Source organism: Martelella sp. NC20, assembly GCF_013459645.1.
In the GTDB taxonomy this organism is placed as follows: Bacteria; Pseudomonadota; Alphaproteobacteria; order Rhizobiales; family Rhizobiaceae; genus Martelella.
Genome location: NZ_CP054861.1, coordinates 416,129 through 430,160, shown reverse-complemented (window position 1 = coordinate 430,160; position 14,032 = coordinate 416,129). Strand labels below are relative to the sequence as shown.

The window sequence follows — 14,032 nt, the reverse complement described above, 5'->3', positions numbered from 1 at the left end:
ATGGCGAAGATCGTCCGCGCCGAAATCGTGATGGTCGACCTCAAGCCGAAGGTCAAAAGGGTCGATGCGATCCAGTCCTTCGTTAGCCAGGAAACCCCGATCGTGCGCATCACCGATGCCGACGGCGTCACCGGCACGGGCTATTCCTACACGATCGGAACGGGCGGCCCGTCCGTCATGGCGCTGCTCGAAAAGACGCTGCTGCCGGCGATCATCGGCCGCGACGCCTTCGATATCGAACGCATCTGGCGCGACCTGAGCTTCCTCACCCATGCGACGACGGTCGGCGCGATCACTTCGATCGCGCTTGCCGCCATCGACACCGCGCTCTGGGACCTGAAGGCGGTGAAGCTCGGCCTTCCCCTGCACAAGCTCGCCGGCGGGGCGAAATCGGACATTCCGCTCTACACCACCGAGGGCGGATGGCTGCATCTCGAAACGGCGGCGCTGGTCGAGGACGCGCTGCGGGCGCAGGCGGAAGGCTTTTCCGGCTGCAAGCTGAAGGTCGGCCGGCCGCTATTCGAGGATGCGGCCCGTATTTCCGCCGTGCGCGAGGCTGTCGGCCCGGCCTTCGAGATATTCACCGATGCCAACCAGGCCTTTACCGTCGACGAGGCTGTGCGTCGCGCCGCCGTTTACCAGCGCCTCGATATCGGCTGGCTGGAGGAACCGCTGCCGGCTGACGATATCGAGGGTCACGCCGTGCTCTCGCGCCACACCTCCGTGCCGGTCGCCGTCGGCGAAAGCCTGTATTCGGCCTCGCATTTCCGGGAATATCTCGAACGGCGCGCCTGCTCCATCGTTCAGGTCGATGCCGGCCGGATCGGCGGCATCACGCCGTGGCTCAAGGTCGCCCACATGGCCGAATGCTTCAATGTCGCGGTCGCGCCGCATTTCCTGATGGAACTGCATGTGTCGCTCTGCGCCGCGGTTCCGAATGCGCGCTGGGTCGAGTATATTCCGCAGCTTGAGGCGATCACGCTCTCGGGCATGACCATCCGCGCCGGCCGCGCCGTGCCCTCCGATGCGCCCGGCCTCGGCATCGCCTGGAACTTCGAGGCGATCGACCGCATGGCCGTTGACGGTTCGAAAAAGACAATCGCATGAAGGAAACGCCCATGACCGATCTTACCGGAAAGACCTGCCTGATCACAGCCGCTGCCCAGGGCATCGGCGCTGCCTCCGTCAAAGCCTTCGCCAAGGCTGGCGCGCGGGTGATCGCAACCGATATCAATGCCGAAAAACTGGCCGAGCTCGAAGGCATCGAGGGCGTCACCACCCGGCTCCTGAACGTGCTGTCGGATGAGGCCGTTGCCAGTGCCGCGTCCGAAATCGGGCCCGTCGACATCCTGTTCAACTGCGCCGGCGTCGTCCATAACGGTTCGGTGCTGGACATGAAGGATGGCGATCTCGATTTCGCCTATGACCTCAACGTCCGCGCCATGGTGCGCACGGTGCGCGCCTTCCTGCCCGGCATGCTGGAGCGCGAATATGGCGTGATCATCAACATGTCCTCGGTCGCCTCCTCGCTGAAGGGCGTGCCGAACCGTTTTGCGTACTCGACCACAAAGGCCGCCGTCATCGGCATGACCAAGTCGATTGCCGCCGATTATGTAACGAAGGGCATTCGCTGCAATGCCATCTGCCCCGGCACGGTCGACAGCCCGTCGCTGCAGGACCGGTTGAAGGCGACCGGCGACTACGAAAAGGCCCGCGCCGATTTCATCGCCCGCCAGCCGATCGGCCGCATCGGCACGCCGGAGGAGATCGCCGATCTCGCCGTCTACCTTGCCGGCGCGACCTACACCACCGGCCAGGCCCATGTCATCGACGGCGGCTGGACCGCCTGAGCTGCAGCAAGACCGAGTGCACCACATGACCACCATTACCGGAATTTCCGTCCACGACCTGCGCTTCCCGACCTCGGCCAAGCTCGACGGTTCCGACGCGATGAACCCCGATCCGGATTATTCCGCGGCCTATGTCATCCTGAAGACGGATGGCGGAACTGAAGGCCACGGCCTGACCTTCACCATTGGCCGCGGCAACGAGGTCGTCTGCGCCGCGATCCGCGCGCTCGAAGCGCGGGTGACCGGGCTTTCGCTCGACTGGATTGCCGAAAACCCCGGCCGGTTCTGGCGCCATGCCACCGGCGACAGCCAGTTGCGCTGGATCGGGCCGGACAAGGGCGCGATCCATCTGGCGACCGGCGCCGTCGTCAACGCCGCCTGGGACCTGATGGCAAAGGCGGCCGGCAAGCCGGTCTGGCAGCTGGTTGCCGACATGACCCCGGAGCAGCTCGTCTCGATCGTCGATTTCCGCTACATCACCGACGCGATCACGCCGGAGGAGGCGCTCGAAATCTTCCGCAAGGCCGAAACCGGCAAGCAGGAGCGGATCGCCGAGCTGAAGGCGAACGGCTATCCCTGCTATACCACCTCCGCCGGCTGGCTCGGCTACAGCCACGACAAGCTCCGCCGTCTGGCGCAGGAGGCGGTCGATTCCGGCTTCACCCATATCAAGATGAAGGTCGGGCAGAACCGTGACGAGGATGTCGCGCGGCTGAAGATCGTGCGCGAGGTGATCGGCGAGGACCGCACGCTGATGATCGATGCCAACCAGGTCTGGGAGGTCGATCAGGCGATCGACTGGGTCAGGGCGCTCGCGCCCTTCCGCCCGTTCTTCATCGAGGAGCCGACCAGCCCCGACGATGTCGCCGGCCACCGCAAGATCCGCGAGGCTGTCGCGCCGGTGAAGGTCGCGACCGGCGAGATGTGCCAGAACCGCATCCTGTTCAAGCAGTTCATCGCCGAGGGCGCGATTGACATCGTCCAGATCGATGCCTGCCGGCTCGGCGGGCTGAACGAGGTGCTTTCGGTGCTGCTGATGGCGGCGAAATACGGCCTGCCGGTCTGGCCCCATGCCGGCGGCGTCGGGCTTTGCGAATATGTCCAGCATCTGTCGATGATCGATTATCTGGTGGTCTCCGGCACCAAGGACGACCGCGTGATCGAATATGTCGATCACCTGCACGAGCACTTCGTCGATCCCTGCCGGATCGAGCGCGCGGCCTACATGCCGCCGGAAAAGCCGGGCTTTTCCATTGAGATGAAGCCGGAAACGCTTCATAACTTTGCCCATTCGGCGGCCTGAGCCGCAAAAAGGAGTAGAACATGAAATTGCTACGAGTTGGCGCCAGGGGCGCCGAGCGCCCCGCCATCCTGCACACCGACGGCAGCTATCGCGACATCTCTTCCGTTGTTGTCGACATCGCAGGCGATGCGCTTTCCGCCGACAGCCTGTCGCGGATTGCGGCTGCCGATATCGGCAGCCTGCCGGTGCTGCCATCGGAAAGCCGCATCGGCCCCTGCGTCGGCAATGTCGGCAAGTTCATCTGCATCGGCCTCAACTATGCCGACCACGCCGCCGAGACCGGCGCGGCGATCCCTGAGGAGCCGATCATCTTCATGAAGGCGACCAGCGCCATCATCGGCCCGAACGACGATGTCCGCATTCCGCGCAATTCGAAGAAAACCGACTGGGAGGTCGAACTCGGCGTCGTCATCGGCAAGGAAGCCCGTTATGTCGACGAGGCCGATGCGATGGATCATGTCGCCGGCTACTGCGTCGTCAACGATATGTCCGAACGCGAATTCCAGACCGAGCGTTCCGGCCAGTGGGTCAAGGGCAAGAGCGCAGACACGTTCGGCCCGATCGGCCCCTTTCTCGTCACCCGCGACGAGGTCGAGGACCCGCAGAACCTCGCCATGTGGCTTGAGGTCGATGGTCATCGCTATCAGGACGGCTCGACCAGGACGATGATCTTCGGCGTGCAGCACCTCGTCAGCTACCTGTCGCAGTTCATGAGCCTGCAGCCCGGCGACGTCATCACCACCGGCACGCCCCCCGGCGTCGGCATGGGGCAGAAGCCGGAACCGGTTTATCTGAAGGAAGGCCAGACCATGCGCCTCGGCATCGAAGGCCTTGGCGAGCAGAGCCAGAAGACGATTGCCTGGAACGCGTAGGCATCCCTTTGCCGTATTCATCTGCGCCATGGCGACAGGGCGGAGATGAAACCAATGTAGCCTGAAGGTTGCCAGCCGAGGACATGGTTGTCAGCGGCATGAGTTCGCCCCTTTCGGGGCGCACTCGTTCTATTCGGCGGGCGCGTGGTGCGCGACCGGCTCGCCGTCCTCAGGGATCGCGATGTGCTGTCTGAGCGGCCGCTCGCCGGCAAGCTTGCGCAGCAGCACATAGAACACCGGCGTCATGAATATCCCGAAGAAGGTGACGCCGATCATGCCGCAGAACACGGCAAGCCCCATGGCGGACCGCATTTCCGCCCCCGCGCCGGTCGACAGCACCAGCGGCACGACACCCATGATGAACGCCATGGAGGTCATCAGGATCGGCCTGAGGCGCAGCCTGCTCGCCTCGATCGCCGCCTGCATCGGGCTTCGCCCCTCGAACTCCAGTTCGCGGGCGAATTCCACGATCAGGATCGCATTCTTGGCCGATAGCCCGACAAGCACCACGAGGCCGATCTGGGTGAAGATGTTGTTGTCGCCGCCGGTATACCAGACCCCGGCGAGCGCGGCGAGCACGCCCATCGGCACGATCATGATGATCGCTATCGGCAGCGTCAGGCTTTCATACTGGGCCGCCAGCACCAGATAGACCAGCAACAGCGCGAGCGGGAACACGACAATGCTCGAATTGCCGGCAAGGATCTGCTGGTAGGTCAGGTCGGTCCATTCGAAATCGATCCCGACCGGCAGGGTCTCGTCGGCGATCCGCTCAATGGCGGCCTGCGCCTGTCCCGACGAGAAGCCCGGCGCCGGGCCGCCGTTGATATCGGCCGACAGGAAGCCGTTGTAGCGCGTGGTCCGCTCCGGACCGGTGGTGCTGTCCACCCTCAAGAGCGCCGAAAGCGGGATCATCTGGCCGGACCGCGAGCGGACCTGCAATTGACCGATGTCCTCCGGCTCGGCACGAAATGCGGAATCGGCCTGCACGCGCACGCTGTAGGTTCGGCCGAAGGCGTTGAAGTCGTTGACGTAGAGCGAGCCCAGATAGATCTGCAGCGTCTCGAACACATCGCTCACCGACACGCCCAGTTGCTCCGCCTTGGCGCGGTCGAGATCGGCATAGAGTTGGGGCACGTTGATCTGGAAGCTGGAGAACAGCCCGGCGAGTTCCGGCGTCTGGTAGGCTTTGGCGAGGAACGCCTTGGTGGCCCCGTCGAGCGCCTGATAGCCCAGCCCGGCCCGGTCCTCGATCTGCAGCTTGAAGCCGCCCGTCGAGCCCAGACCATTGACCGGCGGCGGCGGGAACATCGCGATGAACGCATCCTGGATGCCGGCGAACTTCTGGTTCAGCTGCATCGCGATGGCTCCGCCCGACAGTTCCGGTGTCTTCCGGTCCGCGAAATCATCCAGAACGGCGAAGACGATGCCCGAGTTGGAGCCGATCGTGAAACCGTTGATCGACAGGCCCGGAAAGGCGATCGCATGGGCCACGCCCGGCTGCTCAAGCGTGATGTCGCTCATCCGCTTGATCACGTCTTCCGTCCGGTCGAGGCTGGCGCCATCCGGCAATTGCGCAAAGCCGATCAGATACTGCTTGTCCTGCGCCGGCACGAACCCGCCCGGAACCGCGTTGAAGACGGCATAGGTCGCGCCGATCAGGCCGAGATAGACGATCATCACCAGCGACTTGCGCGACAGCAGCCCACCGACGCCGCGGCTGTAACCGTGGGACGCCGCGCCGAAGCCCCGGTTGAAGCCACGGAAGAACCAACCGAACAGCCGGTCCATGACGCGCGTCAGCCAGTCCTTGGGCGCGTCATGTCGCTTCAGCAAAAGCGCCGCGAGCGCCGGAGACAGGGTGAGCGAGTTGATCGCGGAGATCACCGTCGAGATCGCGATGGTCAGGGCGAACTGGCGGTAGAACTGGCCGGAAAGGCCGCTGATGAAGGCGAGCGGCACGAATACCGCCACCAGCACGAGCGCAATGGCGACGATCGGACCGGACACTTCCCGCATGGCGCGGTAGGTCGCCTCGCGCGGGTTCAGGCCATTCTCGATGTTGCGCTCGACATTTTCGACCACGACGATCGCGTCATCGACCACGATGCCGATGGCCAGCACCAGCCCGAACAGCGTCAGCGCGTTCACCGAAAAGCCGAACGCATACATCACCGCGAAGGTGCCGATGATCGATACCGGAACCGCGATCAGCGGAATGATCGAGGCGCGCCAGGTCTGCAGGAACAGGATGACCACGAGAACCACGAGAGCGATCGCCTCGAGCAGGGTGTCGACCACCTTTTCGATCGAGGATCGCACGAACTCGGTGGTGTCGTAGACGATTTCGTATTTGACCCCGTCCGGCATGGCGAGTTGCAGTTCATCCATGGTGGCATGGACATTGTCGGCGATCTCGATGGCGTTGGAGCCCGGAGCCTGAAGAACGGCGATGGCAACGGCAGGCTGGCCGTCGAGAAGCGAGCGCAGCGTGTAGTCGTCGGCGCCCATTTCGATGCGGGCAACGTCCCTGAGGCGGGTGATTTCGCCGCCTGCGCCCGACTTGACGATGATCTCGCCGAATTCCTCAGGCGTGCTCAGGCGGCCCTGCGCATTGACGTTGAACTGCATGTCGACGCCAGCCGGCGCTGGCGACGCCCCGATGATACCGGCAGCGGCCTGGGTGTTCTGCTCGCGGATGGCATTGGTGATGTCGCTGGCGGCAAGCCCGTGCTCGGCCGCCTTCTGCGGGTCGATCCAGACGCGCATGGCGTAGTCGCCCGCGCCGAAGACCTGGACCTGCCCGACCCCTTCCAGCCGCGCAAGGCGGTCCTTGACGTTGAGCGTGGCATAGTTGCGCAGATAGGTAATGTCGTAGCGGTCCGTGGTGGAGATCAGGTTGACCACCATGATGAAGTCCGGCGAACTCTTGACCGTCGTGACCCCGATCGCCCGCACTTCGGACGGCAGGCGCGGCTCCGCCTGGGACACCCGGTTCTGGACGAGTTGCTGGGCCTTGTCGGGGTCCGTGCCGAGCTTGAAGGTGACGGTGAGCGTGAGAACACCATCCGAGGTTGCCTGGCTGTTCATGTAGAGCATGTCTTCAACGCCGTTGATCTGCTCTTCGAGCGGCGTTGCCACGGTCTGCGAGATGACCACCGGATTGGCGCCGGGATAGACGGCGCGCACCACGATCGATGGCGGCACGACATTGGGATATTCCGCGATCGGAAGCATGCGCATGCCGATCAGGCCGGCAAGCACGATCAGGATCGACAACACGCCTGCGAATACCGGTCGGTCGATGAAAAATCTGGAAATGTTCATGTGAGGGCCCGGTTCAAAGAGGACAAAGAAAACCCGCTGCCGGAGAAGCGGGTTCCGCGGCGGTCATGTGTTTTTCGGATAAGGCGGCGGAGCGTTGCCGCTCCGCCCTGTCATGTTACTGCGCGGCGGCGAGCGGGCTTTCGCTCTGCGGATCGACAAGCGCGCCGGAGCGGATGTGCTGCAATCCGTTCACGACCACCCGGTCGCCATCGGCAAGGCCGCTTTCGATGATCCGTTCGCCACCGTCGCTGCGCCCCAGTTCCACCGGGCGATAGGCGACCTTATTGTCGGCGCCGACCACGAACACGAATTTCTTGTCCTGGTCGGTTCCGATCGCGCGTTCGCTGACCAGGATCTTGTCCTCCGGCCGGGGCTCGCCCATGCGGATGCGCACAAACTGACCGGGGATCAGCCGCCCGTCGGGATTGTCGATCACCGCGCGAACGGCGATTGTTCCGCTCGCGGCGTCAACCTCGTTGCCGATGAGCTGGACCTTGCCGGAAATCGGCGTGCCGTCATCCAGCAACGTCCCGATCTCGACGGGGATCTGGTCGATCGGCGGCAAGGCGCTGTTCGTTGCCGGCAGTTCGGAAAGGATCCTTGCGACCACCTCTTCGCTGGCGTTGAAGCTCGCATAGATCGGATCGGCGGAGACCAGCGTCGTCAGCGCCGGGGAGGCGGTTCCGGCGGAGACGAGATTGCCGACCGTGATCTCGACCCTGCCCACGCGTCCTGAAACCGGCGCCTTGACCTTGGTATAGTCAAGCTCGAGCTGAGCGGATTGCAACGCGGCCTGGGCCGTCTTCAAGGCAGCATCGGCCTCGGCTACGGCATTCTTGCGCTGGTCCATCTCGCTCTCGGAGATCGTACGGTTGTCGGCCAGACGGAGACCGCGATCTAGCTGCTGCTTTGCGAGATCGACCTTGGCCTCGGCCGAGGCGACCTGCCCTGCCGCCTGGGCGACGGCCGCTTCATAGGGGGCGGCGTCAAGGGTGAAAAGCAGATCGCCCGCCTTGACCAGCGCCCCCTCGCGAAATTCGACCGACTGGATTGCCCCGCCGACGCGGGGATGCACCTCCACGCGATCGACAGCCTCCAGCCGCCCGGAAAACTCCTGCCAGATCGTCACCTTCCGGCTTTGCACATCGGTGACGGTGACCGGCGTCGCGGGCGGCGGTGCAGCCGGCGCGCTTGCCTCTTCCGTTGCGTTCGCAACCAGGCCGACCGGCAGATCGAAATAGAATACGGCAGCTGAAATGGACGCAGCCAGCCCCAGGCCGGCGCCCGCGAGGGCCCAGCGTTTCAAAGTCGTCGTCATGGTCTTTAACTCCTTGCGGCTGGGAGGGCCGCTCCAGATCAGTTCATCTTCCAGTTGATTCAGTGAATGGAGATATCGCGAACGAATTCAGCAAACTGGCCACCAACACTCTCCTGCCAGTCTGGTGTCTCCCCGGTCTTCCCGCCATAAACCGATGGCCAGCCTGACCCGGCGGGAAGAATGTGCTTCTTAACTTTCACGCCTGCAGCTTCCAGCCGCTTGGCGTAAGACATCGTTTCATCAAGGAGCGGGTCGTCCTCGGACGATAGAACGAGGGCAGGCGCGATCCCGGCCAGCCGCGAGCAAAGCGACGGCGCGGCATAGGGATGGCACATGCCGCCGCTCATATAGTGGCTCCAGCCTTCGGCCCAGCGTTCCCGCATGCCGATGCAACCGGCATTGCGCGAAGACGACGAGCCCATGAACGGATCCAGAAGCGGCGACGCCAGGACCTGTCCATCGAGCTCATTGGCGAAATGATCCCGCGCCTTCAGCGCGACCGCCGTGGCAAGATTGCCGCCAGCCTCCTCGCCCCCGATGATCAGCAGCGATTTCCGATCGCCGAACCCGGCCCGCTTCTTCGCCATGTAGGAGAACACGGAAAAGCCGACCTCCAGCGGCTTCGGGAAAACCGAGCCCTGAACATTGTAATCCGGCACCACCACGATCGCTCCCTGCCCGGCCAGGCACTCGGCCATCGGGCAGGCGGTGAGACCGGTATGGCGAAAAGCGCCGCCCTGGAAATAGATCAGGACCGGGGGACCCTTGGCGTATTCGGCGCCCTGATAGACCCGGACCTCGACCCGGCCGGTGCCAACATTATCCAGAGACATGTCCTTGATCTCGACGGTCATTGTCCTTTTCCATTCCAGACAGAGGCAGTTGGGGTGCGCCCTGATGACGCTTTTCCTCGGGTCGGTATTGTAAACGACAAATCACGCTTCGCCATGGCGATCGTCGAACAGATTTGCAAATCCCTGTCCCTGAAATTTCCGCACTCCATCCAGCACGCCCTTGCCGGCGGCCGCCTGCACTGCAATTCTCAAAAAACAATTTAGTTTATTCAAAATCCCGAACAAGCACCATATTACGAGTACACTGTTCGAAATTTCGAATAATACCGCATTGCACAATGTTCGGGAAAACCACATGGACCAGCTATCCGCCATGCGCGCCTTCGTCAGGGTCGTGGATATGGGCAATTTCACCCGCGCCTCGGAAGCATTGAATATGCCGAAAGCGACGGTCACCAACCTCATCCAGGGGCTGGAGGCGCACCTGCACACCAAGCTTCTGAACCGCACCACCCGTCGCGTCGTGGTGACGACCGACGGTGCGCTCTATTACGAACGCGCAACCCGCATCATCGCCGAAATCGACGAACTCGACACCAGCCTTGCGGCTTCCTACACCCTGCCGAGCGGCCGCCTGCGCGTCGAAATGGCCGGAGCCTTTGCCGACTGGATCGTCATTCCCGCGCTCGGCGATTTTTACCTCAAATTCCCGGAAATCCATATCGACATGGGCGTCGGCGACCGTACCGTCGATTACCTCGCCGAAAACGTGGACTGCGCGCTGCGCGGCGGCGTGCCGACCGACCAGTCTCTGATTGCGCGTCGCGTCGCGGAAGTCTCGCTGATCACCTGCGCCGCGCCCCGCTATATCGAAAAGCACGGCGCGCCCATCCATCCGTGCGAACTGGAAACGGACCATCAATGCGTCAGCTATTTCACCGCGCTGAACAATCGCGCCGTGGCCTTCGATTTCCGGAAGGATGGAGAAATGCTGGAGATCAACGCCCGCCACAACCTGGCCGTCAACGACGCCAGGAGTTTCCTGTCGGCCGCTCTGGCCGGGCTTGGCGTTGCCCCATTGCCCTATTTCATGGCCGCCGAGCCGCTCGCCAGAGGGGAACTGGTCCGGGTCCTCCCGGACTGGCAGATAGACCCCATCCCGCTCTACATCGTCTATCCGCCGAACCGCCACCTGAGCAACAAGGTCAGGGTATTCGTCGATTGGCTGGTGCAGTTGCTGGCTGATAGAAAGCTGGATGTCGCGCCTTGACTCCGCCTTGCTGCTCAGGATCCACCTAAAACGCCGTGGGCCGAAAGCAGGCGACGCACGGCATGAAAAAGCCCGGCACAGGGGCCGGGCTTTCGAAATTGGTTGAAGGCAGTGGCCTTACTTGGTGGCGCCTTCGTAGAGTTCGGCGACATAGTCCCAGTTGATCAGGCTGTCGACGAAGGCTTCAAGGTATTTCGGGCGGGCGTTGCGGTAGTCGATGTAATAGGAGTGTTCCCACACGTCGACGCCGAGGATCGGCTTGGCGCCGTGGACCACCGGGTTTTCGCCGTTCGGGGTCTTCATGATTTCAAGCTTGCCATCCTTGACGGCGAGCCAGGCCCAGCCGGAGCCGAACTGGCCGACGCCGGCGGCGATGAAATCGGCCTTGAACTTGTCGTAACCGCCGAGATCGGAGGAAATCGCGCTTTCGAGCGCGCCCGGCAGCTTGGTGCCGCCGCCATCCTTCTTCATCCACTTCCAGAAATGGGTGTGGTTGAAGTGCTGGCCGGCATTGTTGAACAGCGGCTGGTTGGAACCGTAGGCCTTGACCATCACCTCTTCGACGGACAAGCCGCCGAGGCCTGCTTCTTCTGCCAGCTTGTTGCCGGTGGTCACATAGGCGTTGTGGTGCTTGTCGTGGTGGAATTCCAGCGTCTCGGCCGACATGAAGGGCGCGAGGGCGTCGTAGGCGTAAGGCAGTTCGGGAAGTTCAAAAGCCATGTTCAATACTCCTCATTTAATAAATTGACGCTTGCGAATTACATAGGAAACCCTCGGGAGAAGGGCAACCGCAAATCAGGGAAATATCCGGACAAATTGCCGGAAGGAAAGGGCGTTCGGGTAAATACCGGTACGCCCTTGCCAAGCTGGCGGGGCCGCCAGCGGGCCTATCCTATCCCTCCGGCAGCTTGTAGGCCAGAATATAGTCGCCGGTCTTGGTGCCGACAGAGCCGTGGCCACCGGCGACGATCAGGACATATTGGGTGCCGTCCGCGGTTTCGTAGGTCATCGGCGTTGCCTGGCCGCCGGCGGGAAGCCGGGCTTCCCAGAGCTGTTTGCCGGTGGTGACGTCGTAGCCGCGGATGTAATTGTCCATGGTCGCGCCGAGGAAGGCGACGCCGCCCCGGGTCATGATCGGGCCACCGATGCCGGGGACACCCATCCTGATCTTCAACGGTATGGGGGTCATGTCCTCGATCGTGCCGTTCCTGTGTTTCCAGACGATGTCGCCGGTCGTCAGATCCGCGCCCGCGACATACCCCCATGGCGGCGCCTGGCAGGGCACGCCGAGCGGGCCGAGCAGGGTGGAGAAGGCGACGGCGTAATCGGCGCCATTGTTGGAATTGATGCCCTGGGTCGGAACGCCGGGCGTCGTCTTCGGCACCAGCGTCGAGGTATAGGCCATGTAGACGGGCATGGCGAACATCACCTGCCGTTCCGGATCGACGGCGACCGAACCCCAGTTGAGCGTGCCGAAATTGCCGGGATAGACGATCGTGCCGTTTTCCGATGGCGGCGTGTAGCGGCCTTCGTAGTTGTACTGCTTCAGCTTGATCCGGCAGACCAACTGGTCGAGCAGGCTCGCGCCCCACATATCCTTGCCCGTGAGTTTTGGCGGATTGAAGGAGAGTGCCGAGACCGGCTGGGTCGGCGACAGGTTTTCGCCCGCAAGACCGCCCTCCTGCGGCGCGGGCACCTCCTTCACTGGCAGGATCGGCTCGCCGGTCTCGCGGTTCAGCACGAAGACCTCGCCCTGCTTGGTCGCCTGCACCAGCGCCGGCACGGTCTCGCCATCGATGGTGAGGTCGAGAAGCGCCGGCTGGGCGGGCACGTCCATGTCCCAAAGGTCATGGTGGACGCCCTGGAAATTCCAGACCGGCTCGCCGGTGTCCACATCGAGCGCCACGACGGAGGAGGAATATTTCTCGACCGAGGGCGAGCGGTTGAGGCCGATCTGATCCGGCGTGCGGTTGCCGATCGGGGCGTAGATCAGGCCGAGCTCGCTGTCGCCGGACATCACCGACCAGCTGTTGGGCGAGTTCTTGGTATAGGTCTCGCCGGGGCCGAGCGGCGCGGTCCGGTCCGGATTGCCGGTGTCGAAGTTCCAGATCAGTTCGCCGGTGTCGATATCATAGGCGCGGATCACGCCGGAGGGGCTGTCGGTCGAGTAATTGTCGTTGACCGAGCCGCCGACCACGATCTTGCCGCCAATCGCCAGCGGCGGTGACGTCGAATAGTAGTAGCCCTGCGTCTTGTAGGGCATGTTGGTCTGGAGGCGCAGCGTGCCGTTGTCGGCGAAATCCTCGCAGACCGTGCCGTCCGCGGCGTTGAGCGCGATCAGGCGGGCGTCGGAGGTCGGCAGATAAACCCGTTCCTTGCAGCGCTCGCCCTCTGCGATGTCGGGGTCGTCGTAATAGGTCACGCCCCGGCAGGTCTGGTGCTGGCGGTTGCCGTCGACCGGAACCTTCGGGTCGAATTTCCATCTCTGCTCGCCGGTCCTGGCATCGAAGGCCATCGCCCAGCTATGCGGGGTGCACACATAGAGCGTGTCCTTCACCATCAGCGGCGTGTTTTCATAGGTCGTCTCGACGACATCGTTCGGCCCCTTCATGTCGCCGGTCTGGATCTGCCAGGCAAGCTCAAGACTGCCGACATTGTCGGGCGTGATCTGGTCGAGCGGCGACCAGCGCTGGCCCCTTTCGCTGCGGCCATAGGCATGCCATTCGCTCGCGGGCACACGGTCCGCCGTTGCGGCGCTTGCGTTGCGCGCGCCCGGCAGCGAGCCTTCGATCGCATGCGGTTCGGTAAACAGCGATACCGCCGCAACGACGATCGAGGCGGCGATGACCGCGACCAGCGGCCACGGGCCGGCACGGGCGGCCGGGACCTTTTCGGGAAAACCGTATTCATCGCGCAGGATCGGCCGGCGAACCCAGGGCAGCAGCATCCACAGGCCGAGCAGCACGACGAGACCGCCGCGCGCGCCGAGTTGCCACCAGTCGAGGCCCACTTCGAGCAAAGCCCAGATCAGCGTCACGAGAATGGTGGCGGCATAGACCCAGTAGGCCAGCGCCGAACGGATGAGCAGAAGAACAGCGGTCGCCAGAAAGGCGGCGCCCGCGATCAGATAAAACCAGCTGCCGCCAAGCGTGATCAGCCAGATGCCGCCGCCGCCCAGAAACAGGCCGATCACGGCGAAGATGAATGTCGTCAGTATAAGCATGGAACAGGTCCCCGTACAGTTCACGCGTGTCTTCTGGCGGACGGTTCCGGCGCGCGTCCGCAGACATGGAAAGCC

The 14,032-nt window shown here is 63.4% G+C and carries 10 protein-coding genes; 5 read left to right on the top strand and 5 right to left on the bottom strand.

Features of this window, described 5'->3' with window-relative positions:
• The 4 genes from HQ843_RS02080 to HQ843_RS02065 are packed head-to-tail and all read left to right on the top strand — an operon-like array spanning position 1 to position 4,025.
• Entirely contained in the window at positions 1-1,107 is a 1,107-nt protein-coding gene (locus HQ843_RS02080; protein ID WP_180900047.1) for a mandelate racemase/muconate lactonizing enzyme family protein, read from the top strand.
• 11 nt (positions 1,108-1,118) lie between these two features.
• A complete protein-coding gene (locus HQ843_RS02075; RefSeq protein ID WP_180900048.1) occupies positions 1,119-1,850 on the top strand; it encodes an SDR family oxidoreductase in 732 nt (243 codons plus the stop codon).
• A gap of 25 nt (positions 1,851-1,875) precedes the next feature.
• Positions 1,876-3,153, top strand: coding sequence for an L-fuconate dehydratase (locus HQ843_RS02070; RefSeq protein ID WP_180900049.1), 1,278 nt, complete (start codon positions 1,876-1,878; stop codon positions 3,151-3,153).
• A 20-nt stretch (positions 3,154-3,173) separates the two neighbouring features.
• Entirely contained in the window at positions 3,174-4,025 is an 852-nt protein-coding gene (locus HQ843_RS02065; protein WP_180900050.1) for a fumarylacetoacetate hydrolase family protein, read from the top strand.
• Positions 4,026-4,154: 129 nt separating this feature from the next.
• Here HQ843_RS02065 and HQ843_RS02060 read toward each other — a convergent pair whose 3' ends face one another.
• The 3 genes from HQ843_RS02060 to HQ843_RS02050 all read right to left on the bottom strand — a co-directional run bounded on the left by HQ843_RS02060 (position 4,155) and on the right by HQ843_RS02050 (position 9,524).
• On the bottom strand, positions 4,155-7,352 hold the full coding sequence (locus HQ843_RS02060) for an efflux RND transporter permease subunit (protein ID WP_180900051.1): 3,198 nt from the start codon (positions 7,350-7,352) through the stop codon (positions 4,155-4,157).
• Between the two features lie 115 nt (positions 7,353-7,467).
• A complete protein-coding gene (locus tag HQ843_RS02055) occupies positions 7,468-8,670 on the bottom strand; it encodes an efflux RND transporter periplasmic adaptor subunit (protein ID WP_180900052.1) in 1,203 nt (400 codons plus the stop codon).
• 59 nt (positions 8,671-8,729) lie between these two features.
• Positions 8,730-9,524: an alpha/beta hydrolase gene (locus HQ843_RS02050; protein WP_180900053.1), complete on the bottom strand. Its 795-nt coding sequence runs from the start codon at positions 9,522-9,524 to the stop codon at positions 8,730-8,732.
• Between the two features lie 295 nt (positions 9,525-9,819).
• On the opposite strand from HQ843_RS02050, the gene HQ843_RS02045 reads away from it, so the two are divergent.
• Positions 9,820-10,734, top strand: a complete 915-nt coding sequence (locus HQ843_RS02045; RefSeq protein ID WP_180900054.1) for a LysR family transcriptional regulator — start codon at positions 9,820-9,822, stop codon at positions 10,732-10,734.
• A 117-nt stretch (positions 10,735-10,851) separates the two neighbouring features.
• Here the strand turns inward: HQ843_RS02045 and HQ843_RS02040 are convergent, their stop codons facing one another.
• Together HQ843_RS02040 and HQ843_RS02035 are read right to left on the bottom strand one after the other, a co-directional pair.
• Positions 10,852-11,454, bottom strand: a complete 603-nt coding sequence (locus HQ843_RS02040) for a superoxide dismutase (RefSeq protein WP_180900055.1) — start codon at positions 11,452-11,454, stop codon at positions 10,852-10,854.
• A 172-nt stretch (positions 11,455-11,626) separates the two neighbouring features.
• Positions 11,627-13,957, bottom strand: a complete 2,331-nt coding sequence (locus HQ843_RS02035) for a glucose/quinate/shikimate family membrane-bound PQQ-dependent dehydrogenase (RefSeq protein WP_180900056.1) — start codon at positions 13,955-13,957, stop codon at positions 11,627-11,629.
• Between the last annotated feature and the right edge of the window lie 75 nt (positions 13,958-14,032).

Excerpts from the sequence above, each read along its gene's own strand:
- HQ843_RS02050 (WP_180900053.1), bottom strand. The coding sequence starts at position 9,524 with ATGACCGTCGAGATCAAGGACATGTCTCTGGATAATGTTGGCACCGGC.
- HQ843_RS02070 (WP_180900049.1), top strand. The coding sequence starts at position 1,876 with ATGACCACCATTACCGGAATTTCCGTCCACGACCTGCGCTTCCCGACC.
- HQ843_RS02045 (WP_180900054.1), top strand. The coding sequence starts at position 9,820 with ATGGACCAGCTATCCGCCATGCGCGCCTTCGTCAGGGTCGTGGATATG.
- HQ843_RS02075 (WP_180900048.1), top strand. The coding sequence starts at position 1,119 with ATGACCGATCTTACCGGAAAGACCTGCCTGATCACAGCCGCTGCCCAG.
- HQ843_RS02055 (WP_180900052.1), bottom strand. The coding sequence starts at position 8,670 with ATGACGACGACTTTGAAACGCTGGGCCCTCGCGGGCGCCGGCCTGGGG.
- HQ843_RS02080 (WP_180900047.1), top strand. The coding sequence starts at position 1 with ATGGCGAAGATCGTCCGCGCCGAAATCGTGATGGTCGACCTCAAGCCG.
- HQ843_RS02040 (WP_180900055.1), bottom strand. The coding sequence starts at position 11,454 with ATGGCTTTTGAACTTCCCGAACTGCCTTACGCCTACGACGCCCTCGCG.
- HQ843_RS02035 (WP_180900056.1), bottom strand. The coding sequence starts at position 13,957 with ATGCTTATACTGACGACATTCATCTTCGCCGTGATCGGCCTGTTTCTG.
- HQ843_RS02065 (WP_180900050.1), top strand. The coding sequence starts at position 3,174 with ATGAAATTGCTACGAGTTGGCGCCAGGGGCGCCGAGCGCCCCGCCATC.
- HQ843_RS02060 (WP_180900051.1), bottom strand. The coding sequence starts at position 7,352 with ATGAACATTTCCAGATTTTTCATCGACCGACCGGTATTCGCAGGCGTG.